The following is a 5,599-nucleotide window of genomic DNA, read 5'->3' as shown; positions in this document are numbered from 1 at the left end:
GGTGACCGTGAGCGCGGCGCAGCCGGCCGGGTCCCCGGCGACGGCCTCGGCGACGGGCTGCATGGAGCGGGTCATGGTGGGCGCGAGGGTGCGTACCTTGGCGGCGAGGGCCGCGGGGGCGGGTGGCGGGTCGCCGCTGAAAATTTCCTTCACGTCTTGGGTCACCTTTGAAAGATATTTTCGGCCCTCGCCGGTCGTCAACCCCCGGTCATCCCTGACAATGGCGGAATGAGCGACCGTATCGACGATCCCGACCCGGACCTCGAAGTGGATCCGCTGGAGCGCGCGCTGCATGCGGCGCGGGCCCTGGTCCTGGCCGACCTGGCCGCGGGCGGGGTGGCGCGCGCCGACGTCGTGTCGCTGGTGGAGGAGTCGGTCTCGCACCGGCGCTGGTGGGTGGAGCAGTGGCCCGAGGGCGCGGCGTTCGTGGCGGGGCTGGTCGCCCAGGATGTGCAGGACGCGCTGCTCGAACGGTACGGACGGTGGCCCCTCTGCCCGGTCTGTACGGAGACCGAGGGCGTGGCGACCGAACCGCACGCGCTCGATGTCGAGCCCGAACTGGGGCCCAATCCGCACTGGGTCTGCTCGGAGGCGGGCGTGGTGGTCGCGGCGGTCGGCGCGCTGGGGGCGGATACGGGAGCTGGTACGGGGGCCGGTGCGGGGGCGGACGGCTCGTGACGGTCTATATCGACCCGCCGACCTGGCCGGGGCACGGGCGGCTGTGGTCGCACCTGGTCAGCGATGTCTCGTTCGACGAACTGCACGCCTTCGCGGCGGCGTCCGGCTGCCCGCGCCGCGCCTTCGAACGCGACCACTACGACGTGCCGGGGGAGCGGTACGGGGATCTGGTGCGGGCGGGCGCGGTGGAGGTCGGCTCGAAGGAACTGGTACGGAGGCTCACGGAGGCGGGCCTGAGAAGGCCGAAGGGACGACCGGCCCCGGCGGCCTGACGCGAACCGGCGGCATGACCTGAACCGGTGGCATGGCCCCGCTCGGCTGCATGGCACGGCCCGGTTGCAGGGCTTGGCCCGGCTGTATGTCCCGGTCCGGCGGCTCACTGATCGTTTCGGATCGACGGACCGCCGCCCACCTGCGGAATTGTCATGGACGGGACTCTCATGTCCGGCGTATGGTGACTCGGCCGTGCGTTCCTTCGCAGGCCGTTCCGTTTCTCGCCTGTGGGGGGCTGTCGTCGTCATGTCCGCATCCAGTGATCTGCGTCCGCGTCCGCCGCTGCCCGGAGCACCGCCTGTGGCGTCGCTCGGACTTCTGCGCGCGGCCGTCGCGGGGCTCGCTGTCGTGACCCTCAGCGATCTGTTCAGCCTGTTCGCCGAGATCCGGTACTGGGCGGCGATCGACGGCGACGACGGCTTCGCCACGGTTCCGCAGGACAAGCTGGAAGCCGTTACCTCGCTGTACGACACAGCCGCGAGGTACCAGGCCATCGTGTACCTGCCCTGCGCGATCCTCTTCGTCGTCTGGTTCTTCCAGATGCGCCGCAAGACCGGGCCGCTGGCGCCGGACCAGTTCCGCAAGGGGCCAGGGTGGGCCATCGGAGCCTGGGTGATCCCGCTGGCGAATTTCTGGATGCCGTACCGCGTCGCCTTCGACATGTGGGGCGCGGCCACTCCGCTGCCGGCCGACGGCGAGCGGTACCGGGCGCGGGTCTGGCCGGTGAACCTGTGGTGGGGGCTGTTCGTCCTGAGCACGCTGTCCAGTTGGTACGCCGGGAGGGAGTACCAGGACGCCGGGATGCTGACGGAGATCAAGGACGGGCTGGTGCTGTACACGGCTGCCGACGTGACGCACATCGCCGCCGCCGCTGCCGCCGTGTACTTCGCCGTCCAGCTCACCACCATGCAGCGGCTCAAGGCGGCCGAGGGGCCGTTCCGCACGGCGGCCTTGAAAAACGAGTTGGTTTAAGCACACGGTCGCTGGGCACGCAGAGTCGTTCCGGCGATGAAAACGCTGGGCCGTACGGGTGAGTTCGTGGCCGGTGGGCTGTTCGGGGCATACGCGGGCTGCCTACAACCGGGGTGTGATCAAAAACCTCGTGCGGCGCGGCCTTCCCGCGCTCGCCCTCGCAGCCCTGCCCGTTCTGGCCGCCGTTCCCGCCGCTGACGCGGTGGAGAGCGGCCGTACGGTCCGTACCGTCGAGAGCACGCATCTCCAGGAGACCCTGCGGAGCGACTCCAAGTTCTACGCGCCCGCCACCCTCGGCAAGAACCAGGCGTGGACGTCCGGCAACGGACGCGCCATCCTGCGCGTCCAGAGCGACGGCAACGTCGTCCTCTACAAGGACGGCCGTGCCGCCTGGCAGGCCCCGAACGTCTACCCCAACGCCGACCGTCTCGTCATGCAGAGCGACGGCAACCTCGTTGTGTACAACAAGGCGGGCAAGGCGCTCTGGGCCGCCGGTACCTGGCAGAAGGGCCGGTATCTGGCGGTCCAGGACGACGGCAATGTCGTCGTCTACAACAACGCGAACAGGCCCGTCTGGGCCACCAACACGGGCGACTGACCGGCACACCCGCACCGGCACGCCCGTATGGGCAGGGGCCCGGTCCGGCTGCTGGGGCTTCGCCCCGGTACGGCCGGCCGGGCCGTCTGCTGTCCAAGCGGCGGTGGATGGCGCTCAGTCCGCGGGCTGAGCATCATCAGGCTCGGCCCCGGCTGTTCCGGTGCCAGAAGCCTCGGCCCCCTCGGCTTTCTCCTCCGGCTCGTCCGCCACGAACCACTCCTCCGCCTCGTGCCGCAGGCCCAGTTCCGTCGCCTTGAGGGCGACCGTACGGAACGGCAGCCGCTGGTCCATGGCGACCGAGGCCAGTGTGGGGAGCGAGATCTCCGTGCCCGCCACCTCGTCGTCCTCGGTTGGCACCCCCAGCGCACCCGTCAGCGCCGACCTCGCCTTCCGCTCCCTCAGCCAGTCCTCCGACGCGGGTTCGACCTCGTACCCGAACAGCGCGAGCGAGTCCGCCACCGTCGCGGAACGCACCCCGATGTGCTTCGCCACGGCGTACAGCCGCTTCGGTGAGACCTTTGCGGGCTTGTCCCACCACAGGGCGTCGGAATCCTGCTCCTGCAAGCGGTTCAGCAGTTCAGAGTCCTGCGGGCAGTCGTAGCCCAGCGCCCTCAGCCTCGCCGCGGCGTCCGCCATCGAGAGATTGGAGCGCTCGGCCCGCTCGGCGATGTCATGAAGCGACAGCGGCTTCTCCTCGTCCGGCCAGGCTTCGTGCGAGCTGACCGTATACCGGTCCGGCAGGAAGTTGAGGTCCTGCTTGCTCGGCAGCGGCCGGGAAAGGGGCAGTTCGGGGACCTCGAAGCCGAGGGACTGCAACTCTTCCGCGACGGCTTCCAGGGTCCGGCCCGTGCGATACGCCACCCCCGCCAAGTGGGGTACGGGAACCCTGCGGTCCACGGTGAGATCTACGTCGTTGTAGCTGAGCAGCTCCCAGCCGTCCTCGGGGAATGGGGCGTCCCGGCGCGACTCGCACTCCTCGGACAGGGCGAAGCCCGTCCGCTTCAGCAGCCGCGTCACGGTGTCAGCGGTGACACCACAGTCCCGCGCCACACTGATGAGCTGGCGATAGCTGATCTCCCAGGCCTCTTCCAGCGGCCGACCGTCGGCATGGAATTCCCACAGATTGAGGAGGATGTCGCGCTCCTCCGAGGTCCAGGCGGTGATGTCCTCGTACGCGGAGCACTCCTCCGGCACGGTGAAGCCCAGCTCGGCGAGCCGGTCGGCCGCCGCGCGCACGGAGCACTCGGCCGTGGCCGCGCTGTAGCAGACCTGGGCCACGGACAGCTCGTCACCGGGCTTGAGCCACCTCGGCCGCCCGGGCGGACTGAGGAGGGGCAGATCCTCCGGCTGGATCCGCTCGCTGCCCTCAGGCAGTGCGGCGACGGGATAACCCAGCGCCGTCAGGCGCTCCGCGATCGCGCTCACGCCGAGCTTTGCTTCCCTGACCAGCGGCAGGATCTCCGTGAGGGGGACCGGCACCTCGGGGTCGCGCCACTCGTGCAGGGCCCTCAGGCTGAGGATGCCGGAGTCCAGTACGAACTCGGAGGGACGTTTGCCGTATTTGGTCAGCCCGTTCACCCCCTCCAGCCAGGATTTGTAATCACCGGCCCAACCACTGGGCGCGCTGCGCTCGATGAGCAGGAACGCGTCGGAGGGCCGGGCACAGGGCAGCTCGGGAGCGCTCTCAGCAGCCGGGGCCAGGGGATCGCCCAGGCCCGCCCGGTAGAGCGTGAGCAGCCGCCAGCGCAGCACGGGCGCCGGGATGGTGCTCAGGTACGAGCCGGCATGGATGTCGCGGGCCGCCGGATAGTTGCCGGTGACGAGCGGCAGCAGCACTGTGTCCGGGCGGAAGAACCCCAGCTCGGCGAAGGGCCGTTCGGCGTCCCCCATCGGCCAGGGCACCTCGCTCGTCCGCGCCCGCTCGGCGACCGCGTCCGCGAACCGGATGGAGAAGGCGCTGACCCGTTCGAGCCAGTCCGGCCGCAGTAGCGGGCGCGCGGACGAGAAGAGGCTGGGCAGCGCCTCGTCCATCAGTTTGTCCACATAGGCGCTGTCGAAGTCGCGGATGGTCCTGCGGTCGACACTCAACTCGGGTTGGTGCTCACCGCCGAGATTGACCACCGCGCCATAGGGCTCATGCCCGCTGGCGGCCGAGGCCAGGAGTCCGTCGCTGAGGAGCCGGCCCGTACCGTCGACCCACCACACGTCCGGGTGGTCGGACGGGAAGCTCGCGCCGCTGAGCGAGAACATCTCCGCGTCATCGAGCCAGGCCAGTTCGGGGCCGCTCACGGAGAGCTGCCCCCGGTCCCAGCCGTGGTGGCGGGAGCCCTGCTCCGCTGTCGTACGGTACGGCGCCAGCCACAGCACTTTCTGAAGCGTGTCCACGCAGGACACCCGCTCCCTGTGCTCGGTGAGGAGCAGCCGTACCGTCGTGCCAGGCTCGGTGCCCTCGCCCAGGTCCTCGATGCGGAACAGATTGCCCGGGCCCGCGATCTTGACCTGGAGTATGTGTCCTGCGCGGCCGTCGCGGCCCATGCGGCAGGTGGTCACCTCGATCTCGTCGGCCAGCATGAAGTAGCTGAGCACACCGATGCCGAAGCGGCTGTTGGGGTGCAACTCGATGCGGGGTTCGCCGAGTTCGGCCCAGGCGGTTTGCTCCTCGATGTATTCGGGGAGGTCCACGAAGCGGGCGCCGCCCTGGGAGAAGACATTGCTCAGCTCGTTGATGCCCATGCCGATGCCGTTGTCGCGGCACTCCAGGTATGGACGCCCCTGGTCGTCCACGGACTGGACGAACTCGATCAGTCCGTCGAACCCCTCCTCGGGGCGCTGTCCGGACCGGCGCAGATATTCCGTACGGCGGTCGCGGTAGCGGACGGCGTCCAGGGCGTTCTGGTACAGCTCGCGGATCGCCAGTTCGCGTTCGCCGTACAGCTCCTCGCCCATGAGCAGTTCCTGCACCCGGTCCTCGGCGAGCTGGAAGCGGATGCCGTCGGAGAGATGCGCGGGGGTGTTGCCGCTGAGGCGGACGCGGTCGGCGTCGGCGTACGGGGGCAGGGAGCGCAGCGGGGCGAGGGC

Annotated in this window: 5 protein-coding genes and 1 pseudogene; 4 read left to right on the top strand and 2 right to left on the bottom strand. The window is 69.8% G+C overall.

The window, feature by feature from the left end:
• Positions 1–165: pseudogene (locus tag WH07_RS37435) on the bottom strand (RpiR family transcriptional regulator); the annotation flags it as partial.
• A 63-nt stretch (positions 166–228) separates the two neighbouring features.
• Here WH07_RS37435 and WH07_RS12645 point away from each other — a divergent pair.
• From WH07_RS12645 to WH07_RS12630, 4 genes are all read left to right on the top strand, one after another.
• On the top strand, positions 229–678 hold the full coding sequence (locus tag WH07_RS12645; protein ID WP_046499604.1) for a hypothetical protein: 450 nt from the start codon (positions 229–231) through the stop codon (positions 676–678).
• Positions 675–950 (top strand): DUF4031 domain-containing protein, encoded by a 276-nt coding sequence (locus WH07_RS12640; protein WP_046499602.1) that lies wholly within the window; start codon positions 675–677, stop codon positions 948–950. The genes WH07_RS12645 and WH07_RS12640 overlap by 4 nt, the downstream gene beginning before the upstream one ends.
• 247 nt (positions 951–1,197) lie before the next feature.
• Positions 1,198–1,923: a DUF4328 domain-containing protein gene (locus WH07_RS12635; RefSeq protein ID WP_046499601.1), complete on the top strand. Its 726-nt coding sequence runs from the start codon at positions 1,198–1,200 to the stop codon at positions 1,921–1,923.
• Between the two features lie 115 nt (positions 1,924–2,038).
• On the top strand, positions 2,039–2,521 hold the full coding sequence (locus WH07_RS12630; protein ID WP_052744346.1) for a hypothetical protein: 483 nt from the start codon (positions 2,039–2,041) through the stop codon (positions 2,519–2,521).
• A gap of 114 nt (positions 2,522–2,635) precedes the next feature.
• Here the strand turns inward: WH07_RS12630 and WH07_RS36200 are convergent.
• The coding region (locus WH07_RS36200) for a wHTH domain-containing protein (RefSeq protein WP_456300493.1) at positions 2,636–5,599 on the bottom strand (2,964 nt) is incomplete at its 5' end.

Origin of the sequence: Streptomyces odonnellii (assembly GCF_000981895.1) — a bacterium.
Lineage (GTDB): Bacteria > Actinomycetota > Actinomycetes > Streptomycetales > Streptomycetaceae > Streptomyces > Streptomyces odonnellii.
The sequence above is the reverse complement of the archived record's forward strand: the minus strand, read 5'-3'. Positions and strand labels throughout refer to the sequence as shown.

Excerpts from the sequence above, each read along its gene's own strand:
- WH07_RS12645 (WP_046499604.1), top strand. The coding sequence starts at position 229 with ATGAGCGACCGTATCGACGATCCCGACCCGGACCTCGAAGTGGATCCG.
- WH07_RS12635 (WP_046499601.1), top strand. The coding sequence starts at position 1,198 with ATGTCCGCATCCAGTGATCTGCGTCCGCGTCCGCCGCTGCCCGGAGCA.